Raw genomic sequence first — 21,896 nt, 5'->3', positions numbered from 1 at the left:
CGCTACGAACTGGAAGCGCTACGAGCTCGACTTGGCCCGGTCGGGCCGCTGCATCCAGCTCACGATCGGCATCGCCGGCAGCACCCAGCCCATGCCGACCACCACGTAGTAGATTGCCTGCCGCCAGCCGGACTCGGCGATCCACGGCATCTGCGCCAGCGCCATGCCGAGCAGGGCCCAGACGGTGGCGAGCACCAGGAGCAGGATGGTGCCGAGGAACTTGCGGGTGCGGATCGTCATGACGGAGTATCGCGGCTTTCGCGTAACTTGCGCTGCGGGAGCGGGGGACTATAAGGGGCACGCAGTTTGGTTCAAGCCTTGCCGGTTCAAGCTCTGGTTTTGCCTCGAATGACGACGATTTCCGCCCCGTCCGAGCCGCATCGCGCCGTGCGCTGGTGGCTGATCTCAGTGGCTGCGCTGATTGCGCTGATGGTGCTGGTCGGCGGTGCGACGCGGCTGACGGAATCCGGGCTCTCGATCGTCGAATGGAAGCCGGTCACGGGCAGCGTGCCGCCACTCTCGGAAACGCAGTGGACGGCGGCCTTCGAGGCCTACAAGAAGATCCCGCAATATCGCGAGCTCAACGCCGGCATGAGCCTGTCCGAGTTCAAGGAGATCTTCTGGTGGGAATGGAGCCACCGGTTGCTCGGCCGTTTCATCGGCGTCGCCTATCTGTTGCCGTTCCTGTTCTTCCTCTGGCGCGGCGGCCTGTCCGGTGATTTGAAGCGGCGGCTGTGGCTGTTGTTCGGGCTCGGCGGGCTCCAGGGCGCGGTCGGCTGGTGGATGGTGGCCTCGGGGCTGTCTGAACGCGTCGAGGTGTCGCAATATCGGCTGGCGACGCATCTTGTGCTCGCGCTCATCATCTTCGCCGGCATCGTCTGGACGGTGCGGCGGCTCGCAGAACGGCCGCAGATCGCGGCATCGTCGCGGCTGCGCTTCACGAGCGGCTTGCTCCTCGTCGTGACCTTTATCCAGATCTATTTCGGTGCGCTGGTTGCCGGCCTGCGCGCCGGTCGCGCCTACAACACCTGGCCGCAGATCGACGGCGCGTTCATTCCCTCAGGCGAGCGGCTGTGGTTCGAGACGCCGTGGTGGCGCAACATGTTCGACAATGTGCTGACGGTGCAGTTCGAGCACCGCATGACGGCCTATGCGCTGTTGGCGCTGGCGGCGTTGCACGCGTTCGATGCGGTGCGTTCACGCGCGGGATCCGCGGCGCGCGGCGCGCTCTTGCTGCTGGGCGCGATAAGCCTGCAAGCATTGCTCGGCATCCTCACGCTGCTCAACCAGGTGCCGATTGATCTCGCGCTCGCACATCAGGCGGTCGCGATCGTGGTGCTGACGCTTGCGGTGACGCAGATGGAGCGGCTCGCTCCACGGCATTCAACCGAAGCGCAGCCGCGCGCGGTTCCCGTCGGTCAGGCCGGCTGATCGGATCTGCTCTTCAGCAATAGCCGTAGATGCCGCACGAGTAGGGCAGGCGCCAGAAATAATCGACCTGCTTCCCGCCGTAATACGAGCCCTGGTAATCGTAGTCCCAGGGACGGCCGTAATAGCCCGGCAGCGTGTGCGAGCCCGGCAGCAGTGGTGTACCCGGCAAATTGCGGATGTAGCTGCCGATGCCGTAGGCCGGCGAGATCAGCGCATCCGGATCGGTCTCGACATAGACCTGCGGCGGCTCCTGTGGCGGAGCGGCAGCCCGTCGCCTCGGCGTGGCCGGCAAATCGGCGGCAATCGCAGCTGAGACCGTCAGCATCGCCGCAAGGGCAGGCACCATCCAGCGCAGCATCGTCGGCTCCGAATCAAAGGGGCGATCCAGTGACGATGTATGCGGCAGATATGGTTAATGACTGTTAACGGCGAACGTCATTCCGGGGCGGTGCGAAGCACCGAACCCGGAATCCACAGCTTATGATGCGACGTCGAGATTCCGGGTTCGCGCTGTCGCGCGCCCCGGAATGACGGTGATGCTACGTACCCAGCGCCTGTTCCAGATCGGCGATCAAATCTTCCTTGTCCTCGATGCCGATCGAAAGCCGCACCACGTCGGGGCCGGCGCCGGACTTGATCTTGGCAGCGTCGTCGAGCTGGCTGTGCGTGGTCGAGGCCGGATGGATGACGAGCGAGCGGGTGTCACCGACATTGGCCAGATGCGAGAACAGCTGCAACTTCGACACCAGGCTGACGCCGGCATCGTAGCCGCCCTTCAGGCTGAAGGTGAACACGGCGCCGGCGCCCTTCGGTGCGTATTTGCGCGCGAGCTGGTTGTACTTGTCGCTTGCAAGCCCCGCATAGTTCACCGCGGCCACCGCCGGATGGCCGGCGAGGAATTCGGCGACCGCTTTGGCATTGTCGCAGTGCTTCTGCATGCGCAGCGGCAATGTCTCGATGCCGGTGAGGATCATGAAGGCGTTGAACGGCGACAGCGCGGGTCCGAGGTCGCGCAGGCCGAGTACGCGGCAGGCGATCGCGAAGGCGAAATTGCCAAACGTCTCCTGCAGCCGGATGCCGTGATATTCGGGCCGCGGCTCGGAGAGCATCGGATATTTGCCGCCGGTCGACCAGTCGAAGGTGCCGGCATCGACGATGATGCCGCCGATCGAATTGCCGTGGCCGCCGAGAAACTTCGTCAGCGAGTGCACGACGATGTCGGCACCATGATCGATGGGACGGATCAGATAGGGCGAGGCCAGCGTGTTGTCGACGATCAGCGGGACGCCTGCCTTGCGCGCCACCGTCGAGATCGCCTCGATGTCGGTGATGCTGCCGGCGGGATTGGCGATGGACTCGATGAAGATTGCTTTCGTGCGCGGCGTGACCGCGCGCTCGAAGCTCGCGATGTCGTCGGGATCGGCCCACACCACGTTCCAGCCGAAGCTCTTGAACGCGTGCGTGAACTGGTTGATCGAGCCGCCATAGAGCTTTCGCGCGGCGATGAACTCGTCGCCGGGCTGGAGCAATTGCTGCAGCACCACGACCTGCGCGGCATGGCCCGAGGCCACCGCAAGCGCGGCAGTGCCGCCTTCGAGGGCCGCGACGCGCTCTTCCAGCACCGCATTGGTGGGATTGCCGATGCGGGTATAGATGTTGCCGAACGCCTGCAGGCCGAACAGCGAGGCGGCATGGTCGGCGTCGTTGAAGACGAATGACGTCGTTTGATAGATCGGAGTCGCGCGCGCACCGGTGGTGGGATCGGGCTGTGCACCGGCATGCACGGCGAGGGTCGAAAATCCCGGAAGGCGATCGCTCATTGAGGGCGTCCTGTTCTCGTGGTCTGAAATCGCGCGGCATGCTGATTGGCGCCGCGGCTGCCGTCAAGGCGGGGCTTCACATCGGAACGATCGTGCTACGCATTGTCGCGTTCGCGAAATGAAACCTTCGCAACTGCGTCAGCTTTGCTCAGTCTTGTTTTTGGCGGCGCGGTCCGAGGCCGCGGTTTCGCCGCCGCCAACACTCATCCGATTGAGGGATAGCCGCATGCCCTGCGTCGGCGCCGGCGCGCGCTTGGAGCTCAGCGTGCGCGAATTGACGCCCATCCAGGAGATCTCCGAGGACAGGCGGCCATATTCGATCTTGGGGCAGCGGTTCATCACCACCTTGATACCAACCGATTCCGCCTTCAGCGCCGCCGCATCGTCGCGCGCCCCCAACTGCATCCAGATCACCATCGGCAGCGGATCAAGCGTGAGGGCTTCCTCGACCACCGGCATGATGTGACTGGAGTTGCGGAAAATGTCGATCATGTCGACGGGACGGTCAATGTCGGACAGCGAGGCGACGAAGGGTTTTCCGAGCAGCTCCTTTCCGACATGGCCGGGATTAACCGGAATCATGTCGTAGCCGCGCTGGGCCAGATATTTGAACGCGAAATAGCTCGGCCGCACGTTGGCCGGCGAGGCACCGACCATCGCGATCGATTTCACGTTGTTGAGGATGCCCCGGATGTAATTGTCGGGATAGGCGTCGTGGTTCATCTTCTTCTTTCTCTGACCTCATGGTGAGGAGCGCGGCACGCGCGTCTCGAACCATGAAGCCGCAGTCGGGCCTCTATCCTTCGAGACGCCGCGTTCCGCGGCTCCTCAGGATGAGGAGTTGACTATTCATCCCGCCATGTCGGCGTACGCTTCTCGATGAAGGCGCCGATGCCTTCCTCGGCGTCTCGCGCCATCATGTTCTCGGTCATCACCTCTGCCGCATAGCGATAGGCGTCTGCAAGGCTCATCTCGGCCTGGCGGTAGAACGCCTCCTTGCCGAGCTTGACGGTATAGGCGGATTTCAGCGCGACCTGTTCGGCGAGCGCAATGGCGGCGGCGCGCTCGGTGCCGGCGGCGACGACACGATTGACGAGGCCGATCTCGCGGGCGCGTACGGCCGGGATCGGCTCGCCCGTCAGCAACATCTCCATCGCCTGCTTGCGCGGCACGTTGCGCGACAGCGCCACCATCGGCGTCGAGCAGAACAGGCCGATGTCGACGCCGGGGGTAGCGAAGTGTGCTGCTTCCGAGGCGATCGCGAGATCGCAGCTTGCCACGAGCTGACAGCCCGCGGCGGTCGCGATGCCCTGGACGGATGCGACCACGGGCTTGGGCAGGTGCACGATCGCCTGCATCATCGCGCTGCAGGCGGTCATCATCTCGGCGAAGAAGGCACGGCCGCGATCCGGGTCGGCGCGGCGCGCGGTCAGCTCCTTCATGTCGTGGCCGGCGGAGAAGGCGGGACCGTTGGCCGCGATTACGACGCCGCGGATGGCCTTGTCGTCGCGGATCTCGTTGAGCGCGGCGTGCAGGCTTGCGATCATCGTCGCCGACAGGCTGTTGCGGGCGGCCGGGCGGTTGAGGGTCAGGACCGCGATGGGGCCCACGGTCTCGCGCAGCAGGATAGGTGGTTGCGGGGAAGGGGCGCGGGCGGCCTGGACGGACATCAAAGCGTTTCCGGTTGGATTATTGCGATTGGATGACGCAGATAACTTAATGTAACAGGGGACGTGAAGCGAGGGTGAGGGGTAGCATGGCGTTAGCGAAAATGAGCGTGGCGGAGCTCGAGCAGTTCCTCCGCAACGAGTTTCCCCAGGCCTTCAGCGGCGACGACATCACGATCGAGAGCGCGGACGGTCAGGCCTGCCTTTTGCGTCAGCGCTATAGCGAAAAGATGCTGCGGCCAGGCGGAACCGTGTCCGGCCCGACATTGATGGCGCTCGCCGACTTCGCGATGTACGTGGTGCTGTTGTCCGCGATCGGGCCGATCGGGCTCGCCGTGACCACCAATCTCAACATCAACTTCCTGCGCAAGGGGCAGCCCGGGCAGGACGTGCTGGCGGAGGCGCGGCTGCTCAAGCTCGGCAAGCGCCTCGCGGTCGGCGAGGTGAAGCTGTTGTCCGGTACCTCGCCCGATCCGATTGCGCATGTCACCTCGACTTATTCCATTCCAAACGTTTGAGCTTTTTGCGGGTACCTTAATACCTTAATTCTAAGTCACTGATATTAAACACGTAAATTACGCCTTTGGGCATTGACCGCAGCGCCCCTGTTCTCTAGAAAACCGCCAGTCCGGTGCGGTGTTCGCGCCGATGCTCCCGTCCACGGAAACTCTGACATGAAAACCTTTTCGGCAAAGCCGGCTGAGGTGACGAAGAAGTGGGTATTGATCGACGCCAAGGGTCTGGTCGTCGGCCGTCTCGCCACCATCGTCGCCATGCGCCTGCGCGGCAAGCACCTCCCGACCTACACCCCGCACGTTGATTGCGGCGACAACATCATCATCATCAACGCGCAGTATGCGGTTCTCACCGGCCGCAAGCGCGAGCAGAAGACCTATTACAAGCACACCGGTTACGTCGGCCACATCAAGGAGCGCACCGCGCGCCAGATCCTCGAGGGCAAGCATCCCGAGCGCGTGCTCGAGAAGGCCGTCGAGCGCATGATCCCGCGCGGTCCGCTCGGTCGGGTCCAGATGGGCAACCTCCGCGTCTATGGCGGCGCCGATCATCCGCACGAGGCCCAGACGCCCGAGAAGATCGACATCGCCAAGTTGAACCGCAAGAACACGAGGGCCGCATAACATGGCCGAATCCATTCAGTCGCTCGACCAGCTCTCGCAGCTCAAGACGGCAGCCGCGCCCGACGCGCCCAAGCACGAGAAGAAGGTCGACAAGTTCAACCGCGCCTACGCCACCGGCAAGCGCAAGGACGCGGTCGCCCGCGTCTGGATCAAGCCGGGCGCCGGCAAGGTCACGGTCAACGCGCGCGAGGTCGAGGTCTATTTCGCCCGTCCCGTGCTGCGCATGATGATCGAGCAGCCCTTCTCCGTGGCCGCGCGGTCCGGCCAGTATGACGTGATCTGCACCGTCGCCGGCGGCGGTCTGTCCGGCCAGGCCGGTGCCGTTCGTCACGGCATCTCCAAGGCGCTGACCTATTTCGAGCCGGAGCTGCGCACCGTGCTGAAGAAGGGCGGCTTCCTCACCCGCGACTCCCGCGTGGTCGAGCGCAAGAAGTACGGCAAGGCCAAGGCCCGCCGGTCCTTCCAGTTCTCGAAGCGTTAATCGCTTCGGTCGCATTCGCCGCGAAAGCGGCTTCAATGAGATGCAAAAGGGCGCTGATTTCAGCGCCCTTTTTGCTGTTCGTTTGTATGCAAATTGATGGCGTGTTTCCTGAAAACTTGGGCCCGCATGAAAACCTGAATGGAACCCGCGAGACATAGCGTCGCATTTGGAAGGGCGCGCAAATCGGCTGAGCCGATCGCGTAACTGCTATGTCTAAGAGGGGGCCGACATGATGTCGCTCGATAGCATCACGCTCTATTTGGTCGCGACCATGGTCGCCGCACTGCTCGGCGCCATGATGGTATTTTTCGGAAGGCAGGAGAACAGCCCTGCGCTGAAATGGTGGGGCACCGCGTATCTGCTCGGCGCCGCATCGGTCGCGCTCTGGACGGCGGCCGGCGACAGACTGGGGCCGCATCTTTACCTTGCGCTGAACGCGGTCGGCTTCGTCGCCTGCGGCATGGTGTGGAATGCGGCGCGCGTCTTCCACGGCCGCAAGCCGAACTGGCCGGGACTCCTGGTCGGCGCGCTCGCCTGGGCCGCTGCCGCCACACTGCTCGATCCCACCGCGTCCATGCTGCGCATGATCGTCGGCGCCGGCATCGTCTCGGTCTATGCGGCGCTGACCGCGAGCGAGCTCTGGGTCGAGCGGCGCAAGAGCCTGCAACGGCGCTGGCCGGCCTTCGTGGTTCCGGTAATGCACGGCTGTGTCTTGATGCTGCCGATCCTGCTCGGCAGTTTCCTGCGCCCGAACGATGCCGGCTTCTCCACCAGCATCTGGGTCACTGTGTTCGCGGTCGAGCTCGTGCTCTATGCCGTCGGCACCGTGTTCGTGATCTTCATGCTGGTGTCCGAGCGCACCGTCACCGCGCACCGGACCGCCGCCTCCACCGATCCCCTGACCGGCATGCTCAACCGCCGCGGCTTCTCGGAAGCCTGCGGACGCGTGATCGAGCGCGAGGCCAAGGCCGGCCGTCCCGTGACCGTGATGATCTTCGACATCGATCATTTCAAGTCGATCAACGACCGCTTCGGCCATCCCGCCGGCGACGAGATGCTGAAACTGTTCTCGACCGTCGTCGTCAGCAATCTGCGCATCAGCGACATGTCGGGTCGCATCGGCGGCGAGGAGTTCGCGGCTCTGCTGCCATGCTCGCTGGAGGAGGGCGTGCTGGTCGCCGAGCGCGTGCGTGAGGCCTTCGAGACCTCCGGCGTCGTCGTCGACGAGGGCCCGGTCGACACCACCGTCAGCATCGGCGTCGCCGGCGGTCCGGCCGGCACCGAGCTCGAAGTGCTGCTGGCCTCGGCCGACACCGCGCTCTACCAGGCCAAGCGCGGCGGCCGAAACCGCGTCGAATCGGCGGAGGAGCTGCCACTGTCGCTGGAGAACTGGCGCCGCCAGAGCGCCGCTCGGATCGGCGTGCCCAACACGCAATCCAAGACACAACCGGCGACGGCCTAGGCAAAGGAGGCCTCGCGGTAATCCCCTGTTTACCATTCGATCCCTACCATTGCGGTCATGGAATCGATCCGTCGACAGAATCCGCAGACCGCCCTGATGTCGCTCGAAGCCGCGGCGACTTCGGCACGCGGCGGCTTCGCCTGCCTGTTTTCGACCGCGGACGAATACGAGAGCGCGCTGATCACCGAGCGCCGCGCCCAGGGGCGTTACACGCAAGGCCGCAATTACTGGCCGCTCGCGCTGTTCGCCGGTTGTGCGCTGACAGTGGCGGGCACCGTTTTGCTGTTCGCCTGAGTGATCTGCATTTTTGGACCGGGCAGGCGCCGTTTCGGCGCCTTTTTCTTTGTCGCGGGCTGCGGTAGACACGCCCATCAAACAAAATGGGTGGAAACAGATGATCACCGAGATCGCGCAAATCGAGGTCAAGCCGGGCAGCGAGAAGGACTTTGAGGCCGCCGTCGCCAAGGCCAAGGCCGCTTTCGGCCGCTCCAAGGGTTTTCACGGTTTCGAGCTGCACAAGTCGATCGAGAAGCCGCAGCGCTATCGTCTGATGGTGAAGTGGGAAACGCTCGAGAGCCATACCGTCGATTTCCGCGGCTCCGAGAATTTCACCGAATGGCGCGGCCTCGTCGGCCAGTATTTTGCGGCACCCCCTGAGGTCGAGCACACCGAGACGATGCTGACGACCTGAGCTGCGTCAGGCCGCCTCTGCCAGAGGCGGCGCTTCATACGTCTTGAAATGGTCGATCATCACCTTGGCGATGGCGACCAGTGGCAGCGCCAGCGCCAGGCCCCAGATTCCGAACACGACGCCGAGCAGAATCTGGAACGCGAACAGCGTGGCCGGCGGAATGTCCAGTGCCTGCCGCTGAAGGATCGGCGTCAGCACATAGCTCTCCATGGCGTGCACGCCCATGAAGAGGAGAAAGGCCGACAGCGCCGGAATCCATCCTGAGGCGAGGCTCGCCAGCACGACCACGACGCCGGCTATGATGGCGCCCACCGTCGGAATGAAGGCGAGCAGGCCTGCCTGAATCCCCAGGATGAACGAGCCGGGAATGCCGATGAGGACGAGCCCGATCCAGGTCACCACGCCGACCGCAAGCATCACGATGATCTGCGCGATCAGCCAGCGCTCCAGCGTCTCGCCGATACCGTCGATGATCAGGGTGATGCGGGCGCGATGCCTGGCCGGCGCGAGAAACAACAGGCCGTCATGATAGACCGCGGGTTGGGCGGCGAAGGCGAGCCCCAGGAACAGCACGATGAAGATGTTGCCGACCGCGCTGATGGTGCCGAGCAGCAGCTTGAAGGTCTGGCTCACGATCGCCCCGCCGCTCGAGGCCAGCGCGCCTGCGCCCGGCAATCCGCCGTGCGAGCCCGGGGTCGGGGCGGGCGTCGGCGTCGCATCGGTGGAGGCAGCGGGTGCGGCGTTGCCGAGATCGAAGAAGCTGGTGTCGATCCCATGGTTTTCGAGGAAGGACCGGACGTTGGTGATCTGCGACTTGATTGTCTTGCTCAGCAGCGAGGCCTGCTCGGCAATGGTGGCGCCGCCGAGATAAGCAACGCCTGCGAGCATTACCGCCAGCGCGGCACAGACGATCGCGAGCCGGACCGCGTGGGGCAGGTGCACGCGGCGGCCAAGCGCGTTGGTCAGCGCGTTGAGGCCGACGCCGAGCAGCATTCCGGTGAAGATCAGGAGCAGGGTAGCTGCAAAATACCAGGTGAAGACCAGCATTGCCGCGAACAGCACGATTCCGATGCCCCCGACGGAGATCGCCCAGGCCAGATCGGTGCGGGTCCGGGGCCGTTCATCTGCGGGAATGGTCACATCGGCTCCTATGCGAAGGCGGCAGGCGGGCACTCTTTCGCGAAATCCCGCCTCGGATCAAGCCAGGCTCTGGCGCGATTGACGCGTCCTTGGCCCTGCGGGCCACGGACGCCGGCGAGAGAGGGGGCCATGCCCATCCTCCGCCCGGCCATTTGCGCGAAAATAGCATTGCCGTCCCGCGTACCCTTCTGTTGAATTTGTTCCATCCCAGGGGCATGTTTGGAGAATCGTCTTCGGCGAAAGGTCTGAACGGGAGATGAGAAAGCCGGTCGTCGGCGTGATCGGGAACGCCCATCGCGTTGAAAATCGATTTCAGGTCCAGATGGTCGGCGAGCGTAATCTGCGCGCCGTGGCCGAGGTGTCCGGCGGCCTGCCGGTGATGTTCGCGGGCTCGCCCGATATCACCGATATCGGCGCGCTGCTCGACACTGTCGACGGCATCGTGCTCACCGGTGCTCGCGCCAATGTCCACCCAACCCGTTTCAACGTCGATCCGTGTGAGGCGCACGAGCCCTACGACATCCACCGCGACGAGGTGGCGCTGGCGCTCTCGGTCGCATGCGTTGCCCGCGGCATCCCGCTGTTCGGCATCTGCCGGGGCCTCCAGGAGATGAACGTCGCCTTCGGCGGCTCGCTGCATCCCGAGATCCGCGAAATCCCGGGCCGCATGAACCACCGCATGCCGAGGCTCGAGAACGGCGAGATCCATCCCGATCCGACCGTGGTGTTCGCCGATCGTCACGACGTCGATCTGACGCCGGGCGGCGCGTTCGCAGACTTGCTCGGCTGTAACAAGATCAGGGTCAATTCGCTGCACGGCCAGGGCATCCTCGATCCCGGCAAGCGCGTGCTGATCGAGGGCATCGCCGAGGACGGCACCATCGAGGCAATCCGCATCGCGGAAGCCAAGGCCTTTGCACTCGGGGTGCAATGGCACGCCGAATACGACCCGCAGCACAATCCGATCAATCGAAAACTGTTCGAGGCTTTTGGCGAAGCCATGGTGGCGAAGCAGCGCGCGGCGGCGTAGCTGCGAGCGCGCCGAGGCCCATAACCATCGTCATCGTGAGCGCAGCGAAGCAAATCCAGTCGCTGTCGGGTGACGGCGTGAAGGCGGCCTCGATCTCTCGGGCGTAATAAACCAGTTATCAAGAAATGGTGCGCGCCGGTTTTCTCGATTCCGATTCGTTCTTTGAGAACGAAGTGGAGTCAGACACAGAACGAAAGTCGAGGACCACAATCAAAAAGGCGCCCCGAGGGGCGCCTTTCGTGTGTCGCGGTCGTTCGGGCCGTTTAGCCCGAATAGTACATTTCGAACTCGACCGGATGCGGGGTCATTTCGAAGCGGGCGACTTCGGTCATCTTCAGCTCGATGTAAGCGTCGATGAAGTCGTCGTCGAACACGCCGCCGTTCTTGAGGAAGCCGCGGTCCTTGTCGAGGTTTTCCAGCGCCTCGCGCAAGCTGCCGCACACGGTCGGGATCTGCTTCAGCTCTTCCTTCGGCAGATCGTAGAGGTCCTTGTCCATTGCCGGACCCGGATCGATCTTGTTCTTGATACCGTCGAGGCCGGCCATCAGCATCGCGGCGAAGCCGAGATAGGGATTGGCGAGCGGATCTGGGAAACGCACCTCGACGCGCTTGGCCTTCGGCGAAGCGGTGTAGGGGATGCGGCAGGAGGCCGAGCGGTTGCGCGCGGAATAGGCGAGCAGCACGGGAGCCTCGTAGCCCGGGACCAGACGCTTGTAGGAGTTGGTCGACGGGTTGGTGAAGGCGTTGATCGCCTTGGCGTGCTTGATGATGCCGCCGATGTAATGGAGGCAGGTCTCCGACAGGTCGGCGTATTTGTTGCCGGCGAACACCGGCTTGCCGTCCTTCCAGATCGACTGGTGCACGTGCATGCCCGAGCCGTTGTCGCCGAAGACCGGCTTCGGCATGAAGGTGGCGGTCTTGCCGTAGATGTGCGCGACCTGGTGGATGCAGTATTTGTAGATCTGCATGTGGTCGGCCATCAAGGTCAGCGTGTCGAACTTCATGCCGAGCTCGTGCTGGGCGGAGGCGACTTCGTGATGGTGCTTCTCGACCTTGACGCCCATCTTGGCCATGGCGCCGAGCATCTCCGAGCGCATGTCCTGCACGGAATCCTGCGGCGGCACCGGGAAGTAGCCGCCCTTGGTACGGACGCGGTGGCCGAGGTTGCCGCCTTCATATTCGGTGTCAGAGTTGGTCGGCAGCTCCGAGGAGTCGAGACGGAAGCCGGTGCTGTAGGGGTTGGCGGAGAAGCGCACGTCGTCGAACACGAAGAACTCGGCTTCGGGGCCGACGAACACGGTGTCGCCGACGCCCATCGACTTCACCATCGCCTCGGCCTTCTTGGCGATGCCGCGGGGGTCTCGGTTGTAGGGCTCGCCGGTGGTCGGCTCAAGCACGTCGCAGGTGATGACCATGGTGGTCTCGGCGAAGAACGGATCGATCGTCGCGGTCACCGGATCGGGCATCAGGCACATGTCGGACTCGTTGATCGCCTTCCAGCCGGCGATCGAGGAGCCGTCGAACATCGTTCCTTCGGCGAAAATGTCTTCATCGATCATGCTGATGTCGAAGGTGACGTGCTGCCACTTGCCGCGCGGATCGGTGAAGCGCAGGTCGACGTATTTGACGTCGTTGTCCTTGATCGATTTCAGGACGTCTTTGGCGGTCTTCATGCATACCCCTTTTGGCTCTGCGGGTCGGTTTCCAAGCTTCAAGCGACCGTGTTCACGCTTCTTGAGGCGCGCGAGGCACAAACAAAATGAGGCCGCCGAAGCAGCCTATTTCTTGTCAGAATGTCGCAAAATGCGGGATAGCACCCGGCTCAGATAGCGTCCAGCCCGGATTCGCCGGTTCGGATGCGGATCGCCTCTTCGATGTTGGAGACGAAAATCTTGCCATCGCCGATGCGCCCGGTTTGCGCTGCGCGGCGGATTGCGTCGATGGCGCGCTCGACCAGATCGTCGCCGATCACGATCTCGATCTTCACCTTGGGCAGGAAGTCGACGATGTATTCTGCGCCGCGGTACAGCTCGGCGTGACCCTTCTGCCGGCCGAAGCCCTTGGCTTCGGTGACGGTGATGCCCTGAAGGCCGACTTCCTGAAGCGCTTCCTTCACCTCGTCGAGCTTGAATGGCTTGATGATGGCTTCGATCTTCTTCACTGCGCGCCTCCCGGCCTTTCGAACAAATAGCAACGTCTTCGTCAGGATGCGCTTTTCTTAACGCACGATCCTGTCTTCGCTATGCCGGGATCCCTGACCAGTCCGGCAACAACGGCCGGCCACACCCTGATAAATGCCAGTGAGCACGACGAACCGAAGCGACTTCCGCGAAAGCAGGGTCTATGCCAAGTTGCAAATGCCCTGATTATTGGAGCGTTATCAGCCTTTTAACGTGCAGCTCTGATAGGTGGCGCCGACCCGCACAAAATACCGCAGACTATGGAATAGGCAAACGGGTCCAATATTTGTGCAGATCGTTGTTCCGTCGGATCGCCCGACGCAGAACGTGCCTCTTGAAAAGGCTTTTGGACAGGGAAGTGGCATGGAAGTTCTGACCAACGCCGAAATGCAGCGTGCCGACCAGCTCAGCATTGCGGCAGGCACCCCCGGCTTCAAGCTGATGCTCAGTGCTGGCCAGGCGGTCGCCGAGGCCGCCAACGCGCTGGTGGAGGAGGGGCCGATCCTGATCGTGGCCGGCCCCGGCAACAACGGTGGGGACGGTTTTGTCGCAGCCGCCGAGCTCGCCGCGCAAGGCCGCGAGGTCTCGGTCATCCTGATGTGCGAGCGGGACCAGCTCCAGGGCGATGCGGCCTCGGCGGCACGGGGCTGGAAACACCCGGTGCTCCCGTTCAACCCGCAGGCGATCGGGCGACCGGCGCTGATCATCGATGCGCTGTTCGGCGCGGGCCTCAGCCGTCCGGTCGACGGCGAGGCACGTGAGATGATCGAGGCGATCAACGCCAACGGTGCGCCGGTGCTCGCGGTCGATCTGCCAAGCGGCATCAACGGCACCAGCGCGGCCGTGCTGGGCGTGGCGGTGAACGCCACCGAGACCGTCACCTTCTTCCGCAAGAAGCCGGCGCATCTGCTGCTGCCGGGGCGCATGCATTGCGGCCAGGTCCGCGTCGCCGACATCGGCATCGAGGCGCAGGTGCTGGACGAGATCGCGCCGCAGATTTTCGAGAACGATCCGGACTTCTGGGGCGCAGCCTTTCCGGTGCCGCGCATCGACGGCCATAAATACGCGCGAGGCCATGTGCTGGCGGTGTCGGGCGATGCGGCGGCGACCGGTGCGGCGCGGCTCGCCGCGCGCGGGGCGTTGCGCGCCGGGGCGGGCCTGGTGACTCTGGCCACGCCGCGTGATGCGCTGGCGATCAATGCGGCTGCGCTCACCGCGGTGATGGTTCGCCCCGTCGATACCGCCATCGAGTTCGGCGAGCTGCTCGGTGACAAGCGCTACAACACCTGCATGATCGGCCCCGGCGCGGGGGTCGGCGAGCGCACCTGCGATCTCGTCCACACAGCGCTTAGCGCGCAGCGGCGCCTGGTGCTCGACGCGGATGCGCTGACGAGCTTTGCCGCCAATCCCGAGCGCCTGTTCGAATCGATCAAGACGTCGCAGGACAAGGCGGTAGTGCTGACGCCGCACGAGGGCGAGTTCCCGCGGCTGTTCTCCGACCTCAGCAATAAACATCCGGGGCGCTCGAAGATCGAGCGCGTGCGCGCCGCCGCCGAACGCTCCGGCGCGGTCGTGCTGCTGAAGGGCGCGGACACCACGATTGCCGCGCCCGACGGCCGCGCCACCATCGCCGCCAACGCGCCGCCCTGGCTCGCCACCGCGGGTGCCGGCGACGTGCTCGCCGGCATCATCGCAGGGCTGCTGGCGCAAGGCGTGCCGGCATTCGAAGCCGCCAGCATCGCTGTGTGGATGCATGGCGAAGCGGCGAGCGAGGCGGGACCGGGCCTGATAGCAGAGGATCTCACCGAGACGCTGCCGGCCGTGCACCGGCGGATCTATAATGCGCTGGGGATTGAATATTGATGCTCAGGCAGCTCGCGCTCACCGATATGGGCGCGGCGGCGCAGGTTCACCGGGCTGCATTCGACCATGCGATGCCCTGGCTCGCTGGGCTGCATACGCCGGACGAGGATCACTGGTTCTACCGCGAGCATGTGTTCGCGACGTGCCGCGTGTGGGGACGCTTCAACGGCGATGTACTGAGCGGGATCATCGCTTTCCGTGACGGCTGGATCGAGCAGCTTTACGTGCTTCCCGCTGTTCAAGGGCGGGGGACTGGCGCCGAACTTCTCGACGTCGCCAAGCATGCCAACGAACGGCTGGAGCTCTGGACCTTCCAGTGCAATGCGCGCGCAAGGCGCTTCTATGAAGCGCGCGGGTTTACGTTGATCGAGCAGACCAACGGGACCCGAAACGAGGAGAAAGAACCCGACGCTCGGTACCTCTGGATGCGTAGGCCACTTCATTTGTGAACAATTGTAGTCTAAAAACTACATGTGATTGAAAGCAGACTGAGACGTTTCGGAAGTGGCGATCACGTCTCAAGGATGAGCGTGCCAGAGCGCTGATTGCTTCGCGATTGGATCGGTTGGCTCATGGGCACGCAGGCGACGTCGAACCGGTGGGCGACCGTGTGAGCGAGCTGCGTATTCATCACGGGCCCGGATATCGCATCTATTTTCGGAAGCGGGGCAACGCGACCATCGTTTTGCTGTGCGGGGGCGACAAGAGCACGCAGGTGAAAGACATCAAGGCGGCGAAGCGCCTTGCCGAGATGTGGAGCGAATGAGATGGGCGAGAAGCTGACGACCTATGACCCGGCCGAAGACCTGCAGTCCGACGAGGCCATTGCCGTGTTCATGGAAGAGGCGTTCAAGACCGAGGATGCGGCCTATATCGCCCATGCACTTGGGGTCGTCGCCCGCGCCAAGGGGATGACGCAGATCGCCAAAGAGACTGGTCTTTCTCGCGAGCAGCTCTATCGCTCGTTCAGCACCAACGGCAATCCGACGCTGAAAACGACTATTGCGGTGATGAAGGCGCTCGGGATCGAACTCACAGCCAAGCCGCACGCCTAGTCGGAGCCCCTCACTCCACCCCGTACCAGCGCACCAGCCGCGGGGCGGCCCATTCGGTTACGACGGTTTCGATCAGCCATCGCCCGGGGGAGGCCGCAGCGAACGCGATGCGCTGAGTCTGGCCGGGTTCGATCGCGAGCGTGTCGAGCCAATAGGGCTTCCAACCGTCGTCGAGCTTGTCGAGCAGGCGGAAATGGTGGCCGTGCAGATGGACGACGATGGCGACGGGTGCGGGGTTCTTGAGCGCCAGCACGACGGTGCGGCCGGCCTTGGTGCGAAAAGCGGGGGCGGAGGACGTCGAGAAATTTGCGGGCAGTACCCACCCGGCGTCGGCTGCCCCGAGCGCGACATCGAACCGCAGGGCGCCTTTCAGATCGAGTCGCTCGGGCAGGTCATTCGGAGGGAGCGGCTGCGGCGGCAACAGCGGCGCGCGCCGCTCAAGCTTGCCGGAGACCGTCAGGCGGCCGACCTGGCGCGCCTCATTGCCGTCATGCAGCAGGAATGGGGCCGATGTGGCCGCATCCACGAAGGCGTCGGCGCGTGCGCCGGGAGCCAGCACCAGGGCGCCGTTGCGAGCCGGGAACGGCTCAGCCGGCTGTCCGTCCAAGGCCAGCACCTGGACCTCGTGACTTTCCAATTTGATCGCCAGAACAGAACGTTGCGAGCCGTTGATAAAGCGCAGCCGCAGCCGCTCATTCGCCGAAGCTGAGAGTTCGAATGAAGTCGTTCCGTTGATTGTATAGAGCGGGGACGTGTCCTTCGGGTCCCGGCCCGGGAGAAGCGCGGTCCCATCCGGCCGCAGCCGCCATTCCTCGATCAAGAGGACCACGTCGCGATCGGCGGCGACCGCGTTGGTCTCGGTGGCGATGATCGGAAGCGGGCGCGCGGGCTGCTTCAGGCTGTCCTCGAACAGGCGAAAGTCGGCCAGCAGGGTTCCTGCGTTTGGCACTGAAATAATTGATGTTTCCGTCGCGTCCGGGGCCGTCGGGGCGCGTCCTCGAAGCGGGTCGGCCGCGTCCGGGCCATTGAGGCCGTACCAGACTGGTGCAAGCGGTACGGGCAGGCCGTTGCGAAAGACCACCTCGCAGCGGTCGCCACGTTTGAGACGGACATCCCCGAGGTGGCTTACGGCGGCCAGCTCCCAGATCGGTGTAGCCGGCTGACCCGGCCTCAGAGCCAACGTCGCCGGCCTTGCCTGAAGGGCGAGTTGGGCGGTCATGGCCGGGACTGCGCCGCCCGCCATCAGCCCGGCCGCAGAGGCGCCCAGTCCCGCTCCAAGCCCGGCCAAAACCTCGCGCCTCGTCGGGTCGAAAATCCGCGTTCTCATGGCCGATCCCGACCACGCCGTGCTGGATAAGTCCAGCCGTCGTGCCTAGTTGAAGCCTGCCTCTATCGGGCCATTTTTTTGCTGCGAACAGGCGGGCACATGCTATAAGCCCGCCGCCCGCGGCATCGCGGCCGGTCTTGATGCAAATTTACGCGGGCGTGGCGGAACTGGTAGACGCGCTGGATTTAGGTTCCAGTGACGAAAGTTGTGGGGGTTCGAGTCCCTCCGCCCGCACCAAGCGCTTTCAGCGTTTGCACGGATTACGCGATCTGCTCCCGCGCGGATGTTTGTCCGCCGGAAGCCGGTCCGATGAACCACCGGCGTTGAGGCGCTCGCCTCGCGCCGGATCGATTAATGACAGCGTCCCGACGCATGCGCGCCGGGACCGAACGAGAAGAAGATTGGACACCATGCAGGTCACAGAAACCCTCTCGGAAGGTTTGAAGCGCGAGTTCAAGATCAGCGTTCCCGCGTCTGATCTCGACGCCAAGGCCGGTGCCAAGCTCGTCGACCTCAAGGACAAGGTTCGCATCAACGGCTTCCGTCCCGGCAAGGTGCCGGTCACGCACCTCAAGAAGGTCTATGGCCGCTCGGTGATGGCCGAGACCATCGACCAGACCATTCGTGACACCAACACGCAGCTGTTCTCCGAGCGCGGCTTCCGCCTTGCGACCGAACCCAAGATCACCATGCCGACCGAGCAGGCCGAGGTCGAGGAGCTGCTCAACGGCAAAACCGACCTGACCTATACGGTTGCGATCGAGGTGGTGCCGTCGATCGCGCTCGCCGACTTCAAGACCTTCGAGGTCGAGAAGCCCGTCGCCGAAGTCACCGACGCCGACGTCGACGAGGCGATCAAGCGCATCGCCGATTCGAACCGCGGCTATGCCGCGAAGGGCGAGGGCGCCAAGGCCGAGTCGGGCGATCGCGTCACCGTCGCCTTCAAGGGCACCATCAACGGCGAGCCCTTCGAGGGCGGCGCCGGCGAGGGCATCCAGGTGGTGATCGGATCCAACACCTTCATCCCCGGCTTCGAAGAGCAGCTCATCGGGATCGGCGCGGGCGAGACCCGCACGCTGAAGGTGGCGTTCCCCAAGAACTACATGAACGATAAGCTCGCCGGCCAGCCGGCCGAGTTCGAGACCACCGCGACGCTGATCGAGGCGCCGCAGGATCTCGCGATCGACGACGAGTTCGCCAAGACGCTCGGCCTCGAATCGCTGGACAAGCTGAAGGAAGCGGCGCGCGAGCGGCTGGTCGCCGAGTTCGCGACCGCGACGCGCCAGCGCGTCAAGCGCGCGCTGCTCGACCGCCTCGACGAGGCCCATCGCTTCGAGGCTCCGCCCTCGCTGGTCGACGAGGAGTTCAATCTGATGTGGAACTCGGTGAAGGCCGAGATGGACTCCGCCGGCAAGACCTTCGCCGACGAGGACACCACTGAAGACGCCGCCAAGGAAGAGTACCGTAAGATCGCCGACCGCCGCGTGCGGCTGGGGCTCGTGCTCTCCGAGATCGGCGAGAAGAACAAGATCTCCGTGACCGACGACGAGGTCGGCCGCGCCGTGATCGAGCGGGCGCGCTCGATGCCGGGCCGCGAGAAGGAGGTCTGGGACTATTACCGCAGCAACGCCCAAGCGTTGGCCCAGCTTCGTGCACCGATCTATGAGGACAAGGTCGTCGACTTCATCCTCGAGCTTGCCAAGGTGACTGAGAAGAAGGTCTCGCGCGACGATCTCTACAAGGACGACGAGGCGGAAAAGACCGCCGCCTGAGGGCTCCAGAAGAGCCTTTAGGAGAGCCTTTGGGATAGCCTTGCATTAAGGATGATCAGCGAAGAGGTCGAGCTAGCCAGGTGGCCGGCTGGGCCTCTTTGTACGAATCAGCTTCAACTGCCTCACGGATTAAGCCTTAATTCGCTCCGCACTTGTCAGGCGCGAATTGGGCTATATCTGTCGCTACGCCTTCTGCTTCTACCAAGTTCTTCTACCAAGTTCCTGCATCACGGGACGTCCATCGGCCTTCCGGCAGATCCAGCCCCGACTGGCAGCCGGGCCTGGCGATGTCCGCCTCTTCAAAACCCTAGGTGACTCATGCGCGATCCGGTTGAAACCTACATGAACCTCGTGCCCATGGTGGTCGAGCAGACCAACCGTGGCGAGCGCGCCTACGACATTTTCTCGCGCCTTCTGAAAGAGCGCATCATCTTCCTGACCGGGCCGGTCGAGGACGGCATGTCGACGCTGATCGTCGCGCAGCTGTTGTTCCTTGAGGCGGAAAATCCGAAGAAGGAAATCTCGATGTACATCAACTCGCCGGGCGGCGTGGTGACGTCGGGCCTCGCGATCTACGACACCATGCAGTTCATTCGTCCGCCGGTCTCGACGCTGTGCACGGGCCAGGCCGCCTCGATGGGCTCGCTGCTGCTCTGCGCCGGCGAGAAGGACATGCGCTTCTCGCTGCCGAACGCGCGCATCATGGTGCATCAACCTTCCGGCGGCTTCCAGGGCCAGGCCACCGACATCATGCTGCACGCACAGGAAATCCTGAACCTGAAGAAGCGGCTCAACGAGATCTACGTGAAGCACACCGGCCAGACCTACAAGGCGATCGAGGACGCGCTGGAACGCGACAAGTTCCTTACTGCGAGCGACGCCAAGGAGTTCGGTTTGGTCGACAGGGTCATCGACAAGCGCGCCGAGGAAACCGCGGCGCCGAAGACTCCGTAGCACTACGGTGCCGGCAATCCCTCTGGGATCGCCGGCACCGTCAGGGAGCGTTCACGTTAAGGACACGTGCGCGCGTCGCAAAACGCAGTTTTGCGCCCTGCGACAGGCAGAAAGTTCCGCTTTCGTGCTTGTTTTTCGTGGCAATCCAGCAACGCCGGGGTGATTTCGATCACTTCGCCCGTGCCAAGACCGGAAATCACGGTATTGTCACGGGTAGCCGGCGCTCCCCGATTAGCGAATTCTTGATAGTCGGGTGACAGCATGGTTCGCTACGACTGATCGGCTATGATCGCGGAGAATCGAGTGACCGTGATTCGCACGGCATGCAACGCGTAGGGTCTTTTTTGGTACGGAATTTGCTCTATTTGAAGGACTGTACCGGCTGTCGTGCCGGAATAGGGCGATCGAGCGGACGGGATCGAACCGCGGACGGAGACATGAATGAGTAAGGTCGGCACGAGCGACTCCAAGAACACGCTGTATTGCTCGTTCTGCGGCAAGAGCCAGCACGAAGTTCGCAAACTGATCGCGGGTCCCACGGTCTTCATTTGCGACGAGTGCGTCGAGCTCTGCATGGACATCATTCGCGAGGAGAACAAATCCTCGCTGGTGAAGTCGCGCGACGGGATTCCGACGCCGAAGGAAATCTGCAAGGTGCTGGACGATTACGTAATCGGACAGAACCATGCGAAGAAGGTCCTCTCGGTCGCGGTGCACAATCACTACAAGCGCCTCAACCACCAGACCAAGCACAACGACGTCGAGCTTGCGAAGTCGAACATCCTGCTGATCGGTCCGACCGGTTCGGGCAAGACGCTGCTCGCGCAGACGCTCGCCCGCATCCTGGACGTGCCGTTCACGATGGCGGATGCGACGACGCTGACCGAAGCCGGCTATGTCGGCGAGGACGTCGAGAACATCATCCTGAAGCTGCTCCAGGCCGCCGACTACAATGTCGAGCGTGCCCAGCGCGGCATCGTCTATATCGACGAAATCGACAAGATCAGCCGCAAGTCCGACAATCCCTCGATCACGCGGGACGTGTCGGGTGAGGGCGTGCAGCAGGCACTGCTCAAGATCATGGAAGGCACGGTGGCTTCGGTCCCGCCGCAGGGCGGCCGCAAGCATCCGCAGCAGGAGTTCCTGCAGGTGGACACCACCAATATCCTGTTCATCTGCGGTGGTGCGTTCTCGGGCCTCGAAAAGATCATCTCGGCACGCGGACGGTCGACCTCGATCGGTTTCGCCGCCCAGGTGCTCGCGCCGGAAGACCGCCGCACCGGCGAAATCTTCCGTCACGTCGAGCCGGAGGATCTCCTGAAGTATGGCCTGATCCCGGAATTCGTCGGCCGTCTGCCCGTCGTGGCGACGCTGGAGGATCTGGACGAGGCTTCGCTCAAGAAGATCCTGGTCGAGCCGAAGAACGCGCTGGTGAAGCAGTACCAGCGGCTGTTCGAGATGGAGAACATCGAGCTGACCTTCGCCGACGAGGCGCTTGGCGCGGTGGCCCGCAGGGCGATCGAGCGCAAGACCGGTGCGCGCGGGCTGCGTTCGATCCTCGAGGCGATCCTGCTCGAGACCATGTTCGACCTGCCGGGCCTCGAAGGTGTGGAAGAAGTCGTGATTTCCCGCGAAGTCGTGGAAGGAACGGCGCGCCCGCTCTACATCTACGCCGATCGGTCCGATCGCGCCGTCGAGAACGCCAGCGCCTGATTTCGGCGCTGGAACGCTCCAATCGTCTCATCAAGCAAGGGGCTGCGGAAAATATCTCCGCAGCCGGTGTTGTGTCGCTTGTTCGCGTGCGTAAGCGCCTGATGGCGCGCGTCTTTCAATGACTTGACACCCCCCGGGTCGATAGCCACCTAATGTCGGCGGCGAGCAAAA

At 63.6% G+C, this 21,896-nt stretch carries 23 protein-coding genes, 1 tRNA gene and 1 pseudogene; 16 read left to right on the top strand and 9 right to left on the bottom strand.

Going from position 1 to position 21,896, the window contains the following annotated elements; all coding sequences use genetic code 11:
• Window positions 1-18 precede the first annotated feature (18 nt).
• On the bottom strand, window positions 19-240 hold the full coding sequence (locus FXB41_RS14685; protein ID WP_007603477.1) for a DUF2842 domain-containing protein: 222 nt from the start codon (window positions 238-240) through the stop codon (window positions 19-21).
• A 108-nt stretch (window positions 241-348) separates the two neighbouring features.
• Between FXB41_RS14685 and FXB41_RS14680 the strand changes: the two genes are divergently transcribed.
• Window positions 349-1,431 carry a COX15/CtaA family protein gene (locus FXB41_RS14680; RefSeq protein ID WP_219682240.1) on the top strand — a complete coding sequence of 361 codons (1,083 nt, stop codon included), beginning with the start codon at window positions 349-351 and terminating at the stop codon, window positions 1,429-1,431.
• Between the two features lie 13 nt (window positions 1,432-1,444).
• Here the strand turns inward: FXB41_RS14680 and FXB41_RS14675 are convergent, their stop codons facing one another.
• From FXB41_RS14675 to FXB41_RS14660, 4 genes are all read right to left on the bottom strand, one after another.
• Window positions 1,445-1,789, bottom strand: a complete 345-nt coding sequence (locus FXB41_RS14675) for a hypothetical protein (RefSeq protein ID WP_007603479.1) — start codon at window positions 1,787-1,789, stop codon at window positions 1,445-1,447.
• A 181-nt stretch (window positions 1,790-1,970) separates the two neighbouring features.
• Complete coding sequence (locus FXB41_RS14670; RefSeq protein ID WP_219682239.1) at window positions 1,971-3,251, bottom strand: O-acetylhomoserine aminocarboxypropyltransferase; 1,281 nt, start codon at window positions 3,249-3,251, stop codon at window positions 1,971-1,973.
• A gap of 138 nt (window positions 3,252-3,389) precedes the next feature.
• A complete protein-coding gene (locus FXB41_RS14665) occupies window positions 3,390-3,974 on the bottom strand; it encodes a CoA-binding protein (protein ID WP_219682238.1) in 585 nt (194 codons plus the stop codon).
• 122 nt (window positions 3,975-4,096) lie between these two features.
• A complete protein-coding gene (locus tag FXB41_RS14660; protein WP_007603482.1) occupies window positions 4,097-4,921 on the bottom strand; it encodes an enoyl-CoA hydratase in 825 nt (274 codons plus the stop codon).
• 86 nt (window positions 4,922-5,007) lie between these two features.
• Here FXB41_RS14660 and FXB41_RS14655 point away from each other — a divergent pair, with 86 nt between their 5' ends.
• From FXB41_RS14655 to FXB41_RS14630, 6 genes are all read left to right on the top strand, one after another.
• Entirely contained in the window at window positions 5,008-5,436 is a 429-nt protein-coding gene (locus FXB41_RS14655) for a PaaI family thioesterase (protein ID WP_007603483.1), read from the top strand.
• Window positions 5,437-5,592: 156 nt separating this feature from the next.
• Window positions 5,593-6,057 (top strand): 50S ribosomal protein L13, encoded by a 465-nt coding sequence (gene rplM / locus FXB41_RS14650; protein ID WP_007603484.1) that lies wholly within the window; start codon window positions 5,593-5,595, stop codon window positions 6,055-6,057.
• 1 nt (window position 6,058) lies between these two features.
• Window positions 6,059-6,538: a 30S ribosomal protein S9 gene (gene rpsI, locus FXB41_RS14645; RefSeq protein ID WP_007603485.1), complete on the top strand. Its 480-nt coding sequence runs from the start codon at window positions 6,059-6,061 to the stop codon at window positions 6,536-6,538.
• Between the two features lie 229 nt (window positions 6,539-6,767).
• On the top strand, window positions 6,768-8,000 hold the full coding sequence (locus FXB41_RS14640; protein ID WP_219682237.1) for a GGDEF domain-containing protein: 1,233 nt from the start codon (window positions 6,768-6,770) through the stop codon (window positions 7,998-8,000).
• Window positions 8,001-8,057: 57 nt separating this feature from the next.
• Window positions 8,058-8,294 carry a hypothetical protein gene (locus FXB41_RS14635; protein WP_219682236.1) on the top strand — a complete coding sequence of 79 codons (237 nt, stop codon included), beginning with the start codon at window positions 8,058-8,060 and terminating at the stop codon, window positions 8,292-8,294.
• Window positions 8,295-8,394: 100 nt separating this feature from the next.
• Window positions 8,395-8,691, top strand: a complete 297-nt coding sequence (locus FXB41_RS14630) for an antibiotic biosynthesis monooxygenase family protein (protein WP_219682235.1) — start codon at window positions 8,395-8,397, stop codon at window positions 8,689-8,691.
• 6 nt (window positions 8,692-8,697) lie between these two features.
• Here FXB41_RS14630 and FXB41_RS14625 read toward each other — a convergent pair whose 3' ends face one another.
• A complete protein-coding gene (locus FXB41_RS14625) occupies window positions 8,698-9,831 on the bottom strand; it encodes an AI-2E family transporter (RefSeq protein ID WP_219682234.1) in 1,134 nt (377 codons plus the stop codon).
• Window positions 9,832-10,087: 256 nt separating this feature from the next.
• On the opposite strand from FXB41_RS14625, the gene FXB41_RS14620 reads away from it, so the two are divergent.
• Entirely contained in the window at window positions 10,088-10,861 is a 774-nt protein-coding gene (locus tag FXB41_RS14620) for a gamma-glutamyl-gamma-aminobutyrate hydrolase family protein (protein WP_219682233.1), read from the top strand.
• 263 nt (window positions 10,862-11,124) lie between these two features.
• Here FXB41_RS14620 and glnA read toward each other — a convergent pair whose 3' ends face one another.
• Window positions 11,125-12,534: a type I glutamate--ammonia ligase gene (gene glnA, locus FXB41_RS14615; RefSeq protein WP_007603494.1), complete on the bottom strand. Its 1,410-nt coding sequence runs from the start codon at window positions 12,532-12,534 to the stop codon at window positions 11,125-11,127.
• Between the two features lie 149 nt (window positions 12,535-12,683).
• Window positions 12,684-13,022 (bottom strand): P-II family nitrogen regulator, encoded by a 339-nt coding sequence (locus FXB41_RS14610; RefSeq protein WP_007603495.1) that lies wholly within the window; start codon window positions 13,020-13,022, stop codon window positions 12,684-12,686.
• A gap of 382 nt (window positions 13,023-13,404) precedes the next feature.
• On the opposite strand from FXB41_RS14610, the gene FXB41_RS14605 reads away from it, so the two are divergent.
• The 4 genes and pseudogenes from FXB41_RS14605 to FXB41_RS14590 all read left to right on the top strand — a co-directional run bounded on the left by FXB41_RS14605 (window position 13,405) and on the right by FXB41_RS14590 (window position 15,959).
• Window positions 13,405-14,904 carry an NAD(P)H-hydrate dehydratase gene (locus FXB41_RS14605; RefSeq protein WP_219682232.1) on the top strand — a complete coding sequence of 500 codons (1,500 nt, stop codon included), beginning with the start codon at window positions 13,405-13,407 and terminating at the stop codon, window positions 14,902-14,904.
• Window positions 14,904-15,353: a GNAT family N-acetyltransferase gene (locus tag FXB41_RS14600; RefSeq protein WP_219682231.1), complete on the top strand. Its 450-nt coding sequence runs from the start codon at window positions 14,904-14,906 to the stop codon at window positions 15,351-15,353. Before FXB41_RS14605 ends, FXB41_RS14600 begins: the two co-directional genes overlap by 1 nt.
• A 32-nt stretch (window positions 15,354-15,385) precedes the next feature.
• A pseudogene (locus FXB41_RS14595) lies at window positions 15,386-15,670 on the top strand (type II toxin-antitoxin system RelE/ParE family toxin); the annotation flags it as partial.
• 1 nt (window position 15,671) lies between these two features.
• Window positions 15,672-15,959 (top strand): addiction module antidote protein, encoded by a 288-nt coding sequence (locus FXB41_RS14590; protein WP_007603498.1) that lies wholly within the window; start codon window positions 15,672-15,674, stop codon window positions 15,957-15,959.
• Between the two features lie 10 nt (window positions 15,960-15,969).
• On the opposite strand, the gene FXB41_RS14585 is transcribed toward FXB41_RS14590, so the two are convergent.
• Window positions 15,970-17,286, bottom strand: a complete 1,317-nt coding sequence (locus FXB41_RS14585) for a multicopper oxidase family protein (protein ID WP_219682230.1) — start codon at window positions 17,284-17,286, stop codon at window positions 15,970-15,972.
• A gap of 152 nt (window positions 17,287-17,438) precedes the next feature.
• On the opposite strand from FXB41_RS14585, the gene FXB41_RS14580 reads away from it, so the two are divergent.
• The 4 genes from FXB41_RS14580 (at window position 17,439) to clpX (ending at window position 21,725) form a co-directional block, all read left to right on the top strand.
• Window positions 17,439-17,523, top strand: a tRNA-Leu gene (locus FXB41_RS14580).
• A 173-nt stretch (window positions 17,524-17,696) separates the two neighbouring features.
• Window positions 17,697-19,058, top strand: coding sequence for a trigger factor (gene tig, locus FXB41_RS14575; RefSeq protein ID WP_219682229.1), 1,362 nt, complete (start codon window positions 17,697-17,699; stop codon window positions 19,056-19,058).
• Between the two features lie 318 nt (window positions 19,059-19,376).
• Window positions 19,377-20,012: an ATP-dependent Clp protease proteolytic subunit gene (locus FXB41_RS14570; RefSeq protein WP_007603501.1), complete on the top strand. Its 636-nt coding sequence runs from the start codon at window positions 19,377-19,379 to the stop codon at window positions 20,010-20,012.
• A 441-nt stretch (window positions 20,013-20,453) separates the two neighbouring features.
• A complete protein-coding gene (gene clpX / locus FXB41_RS14565; RefSeq protein WP_007603503.1) occupies window positions 20,454-21,725 on the top strand; it encodes an ATP-dependent Clp protease ATP-binding subunit ClpX in 1,272 nt (423 codons plus the stop codon).
• Window positions 21,726-21,896 lie beyond the last annotated feature (171 nt).

The organism is Bradyrhizobium canariense (assembly GCF_019402665.1).
Taxonomy (GTDB): Bacteria; Pseudomonadota; Alphaproteobacteria; order Rhizobiales; family Xanthobacteraceae; genus Bradyrhizobium; species Bradyrhizobium canariense.
The sequence above is the reverse complement of the archived record's forward strand: the minus strand, read 5'-3'. Positions and strand labels throughout refer to the sequence as shown.

What these genes read in the sequence shown, in the direction of transcription:
- rplM (WP_007603484.1), top strand. Translation starts at nt 5,593, where the DNA reads ATGAAAACCTTTTCGGCAAAGCCGGCTGAGGTGACGAAGAAGTGGGTA.
- FXB41_RS14590 (WP_007603498.1), top strand. Translation starts at nt 15,672, where the DNA reads ATGGGCGAGAAGCTGACGACCTATGACCCGGCCGAAGACCTGCAGTCC.
- FXB41_RS14680 (WP_219682240.1), top strand. Translation starts at nt 349, where the DNA reads ATGACGACGATTTCCGCCCCGTCCGAGCCGCATCGCGCCGTGCGCTGG.
- FXB41_RS14605 (WP_219682232.1), top strand. Translation starts at nt 13,405, where the DNA reads ATGGAAGTTCTGACCAACGCCGAAATGCAGCGTGCCGACCAGCTCAGC.
- tig (WP_219682229.1), top strand. Translation starts at nt 17,697, where the DNA reads ATGCAGGTCACAGAAACCCTCTCGGAAGGTTTGAAGCGCGAGTTCAAG.
- FXB41_RS14675 (WP_007603479.1), bottom strand. Translation starts at nt 1,789, where the DNA reads ATGCTGCGCTGGATGGTGCCTGCCCTTGCGGCGATGCTGACGGTCTCA.
- FXB41_RS14660 (WP_007603482.1), bottom strand. Translation starts at nt 4,921, where the DNA reads ATGTCCGTCCAGGCCGCCCGCGCCCCTTCCCCGCAACCACCTATCCTG.
- FXB41_RS14685 (WP_007603477.1), bottom strand. Translation starts at nt 240, where the DNA reads ATGACGATCCGCACCCGCAAGTTCCTCGGCACCATCCTGCTCCTGGTG.
- FXB41_RS14635 (WP_219682236.1), top strand. Translation starts at nt 8,058, where the DNA reads ATGGAATCGATCCGTCGACAGAATCCGCAGACCGCCCTGATGTCGCTC.
- FXB41_RS14655 (WP_007603483.1), top strand. Translation starts at nt 5,008, where the DNA reads ATGGCGTTAGCGAAAATGAGCGTGGCGGAGCTCGAGCAGTTCCTCCGC.
- FXB41_RS14620 (WP_219682233.1), top strand. Translation starts at nt 10,088, where the DNA reads ATGAGAAAGCCGGTCGTCGGCGTGATCGGGAACGCCCATCGCGTTGAA.
- FXB41_RS14630 (WP_219682235.1), top strand. Translation starts at nt 8,395, where the DNA reads ATGATCACCGAGATCGCGCAAATCGAGGTCAAGCCGGGCAGCGAGAAG.
- FXB41_RS14640 (WP_219682237.1), top strand. Translation starts at nt 6,768, where the DNA reads ATGATGTCGCTCGATAGCATCACGCTCTATTTGGTCGCGACCATGGTC.
- FXB41_RS14570 (WP_007603501.1), top strand. Translation starts at nt 19,377, where the DNA reads ATGCGCGATCCGGTTGAAACCTACATGAACCTCGTGCCCATGGTGGTC.
- FXB41_RS14665 (WP_219682238.1), bottom strand. Translation starts at nt 3,974, where the DNA reads ATGAACCACGACGCCTATCCCGACAATTACATCCGGGGCATCCTCAAC.
- FXB41_RS14585 (WP_219682230.1), bottom strand. Translation starts at nt 17,286, where the DNA reads ATGAGAACGCGGATTTTCGACCCGACGAGGCGCGAGGTTTTGGCCGGG.
- rpsI (WP_007603485.1), top strand. Translation starts at nt 6,059, where the DNA reads ATGGCCGAATCCATTCAGTCGCTCGACCAGCTCTCGCAGCTCAAGACG.
- clpX (WP_007603503.1), top strand. Translation starts at nt 20,454, where the DNA reads ATGAGTAAGGTCGGCACGAGCGACTCCAAGAACACGCTGTATTGCTCG.
- FXB41_RS14600 (WP_219682231.1), top strand. Translation starts at nt 14,904, where the DNA reads ATGCTCAGGCAGCTCGCGCTCACCGATATGGGCGCGGCGGCGCAGGTT.
- FXB41_RS14670 (WP_219682239.1), bottom strand. Translation starts at nt 3,251, where the DNA reads ATGAGCGATCGCCTTCCGGGATTTTCGACCCTCGCCGTGCATGCCGGT.
- glnA (WP_007603494.1), bottom strand. Translation starts at nt 12,534, where the DNA reads ATGAAGACCGCCAAAGACGTCCTGAAATCGATCAAGGACAACGACGTC.